Origin of the sequence: Streptomyces sp. NPDC059832 (assembly GCF_042731715.1) — a bacterium.
Taxonomy (GTDB): Bacteria; Actinomycetota; Actinomycetes; order Streptomycetales; family Streptomycetaceae; genus Streptomyces.
Genome location: NZ_JBHWIY010000109.1, coordinates 1 through 1,667 on the forward strand (window position 1 = coordinate 1; position 1,667 = coordinate 1,667).

Annotated in this window: 1 protein-coding gene; it reads left to right on the forward strand. The window is 70.2% G+C overall.

The genetic code is table 11. From position 1 onward, the window contains the following. Positions 1-125 precede the first annotated feature (125 nt). Complete coding sequence (locus ACFV8T_RS45555) at positions 126-1,502, forward strand: IS1380 family transposase (RefSeq protein WP_385339796.1); 1,377 nt, start codon at positions 126-128, stop codon at positions 1,500-1,502. Positions 1,503-1,667: the final 165 nt, after the last annotated feature.

Below are 1,667 nucleotides of genomic sequence, written 5' to 3' on the forward strand. Positions count from 1 at the left end.
TAGCCTCGCGCTATCACGAGGTGGGGTGTCCGATGCTTGATCAAATAAGCGGAGAGTGCTCCTGACCTGCAACGATGGGACTTGTCTAGGGTCCTGTTGGCTGCACGGAAAGAAGCACTCTCCAGGTGAAGAAGCGTATCGGGTCGTACCCGCGTGTCCGCATTGAGGGCGGCGGCCGGGCGGTGGTCTCGCAGGCCGGGGGCGTGCTGCTGGTCGAGACCGTCCGCAAGGCTGGCTTGGACACCGCGATATCAGCGGCGCTGACGCCGTGGCGGAAGGCTCGGGCGGTGCACGATCCGGGCAAGATCCTGCTGGACGTGGCCCTGGCGGTCGCGCTGGGCGGGGACTGCCTCGCGGATGTCGGGGTGCTGCGGGCCGAGCCGGCCGTGTTCGGGCCGGTCGCCTCCGACCCGACGGTCTCCCGCCTCATCGACACCCTCGCAGCCTCCGAGGAGAAGGCCCTGCGGGCCATCCGTGCCGCGCGGGCTGAAGTCCGCCAACATGTCTGGCGGTTGGCCGACCGGGAAGCGCCTGACGCGGGCGGGACGGTGACCGTGGACCTCGACGGGGTGCTGGTCATCGCGCACTCGGACAAGGAGGACGCCGCACCCACGTGGAAGCGAACCTACGGCCACCACCCGCTGATGGGGTTCGTCGACCACGGACCGGGCGGCACGGGTGAACCGGTCGCGGCCCTGCTCAGACCAGGCAACGCGGGATCGAACACGGCGGCCGACCACATCACCGCCACCCAACTGGCCTTGGCCCAGCTGCCGAAGAAGTACCGGCGCGGGCGCCGGACCCTGATCCGCACCGACTCCGCGGGCGGCACCCACGACTTCGTCGCCTGGCTCGCCCAGCGGGGACGGTGGCTGTCCTACTCGGTCGGCATGGTGATCACCGAGGCGATCCACCAGCACGTGCTGAAGGTTCCGGCATCGGCCTGGACGGCGGCTGTCGAGGCGGACGGCGAGATCCGCGACGGCGCCTGGGTCGCTGAACTCACCGGCGACGTCCTGGACAGCTGGCCCAAGGGCATGCGGCTGATCGTCAGGAAGGAACGACCGCACCCCGGGGCCCAGTTGCGGCTCACGGATGCGGACGGCATGCGGCTGACCTGTTTCGCCACCAACACCTTGGGCCGGCCGATCGCCGAGCTCGAGCTCCGTCACCGGCTGCGGGCCCGGGCCGAGGACCGCATCCGCGCCGCCCGTGCCACCGGCCTGCGCAACCTGCCCCTGCACCGCACGGCCCAGAACCGGATCTGGCTGGAGATCGTGCAGATGGCTCTCGACCTGCTGGCCTGGATGCCGATGCTCGCCCTGACCGGCAAGGCCCGTCTCTGGGAGCCCCGCCGCCTGCGGCTCCGCCTGTTCACCGCGGCCGGACAGCTCGTGACCACAGGCCGTCTGCGAATCCTCCGCCTGGCCCGGCACTGGCCCTGGACCGGTCACATCACCGCAGCCCTCGACCGGCTCACCCAACTGCCCGACCCTGGCTGACCAGCGGATTCCCCGTCCCTACGACAGCACCTCAACACCCGGAGCAGTGGGACCCGGCGCCACCTCGAGGCGACACTCGGGCCCTCGGCCTGCACAACCTCAGCCCACGGCACGAAAACGGTCCACCGACCCCGTCGGCGGACCGTCACGAAAATTCGAGGTTAG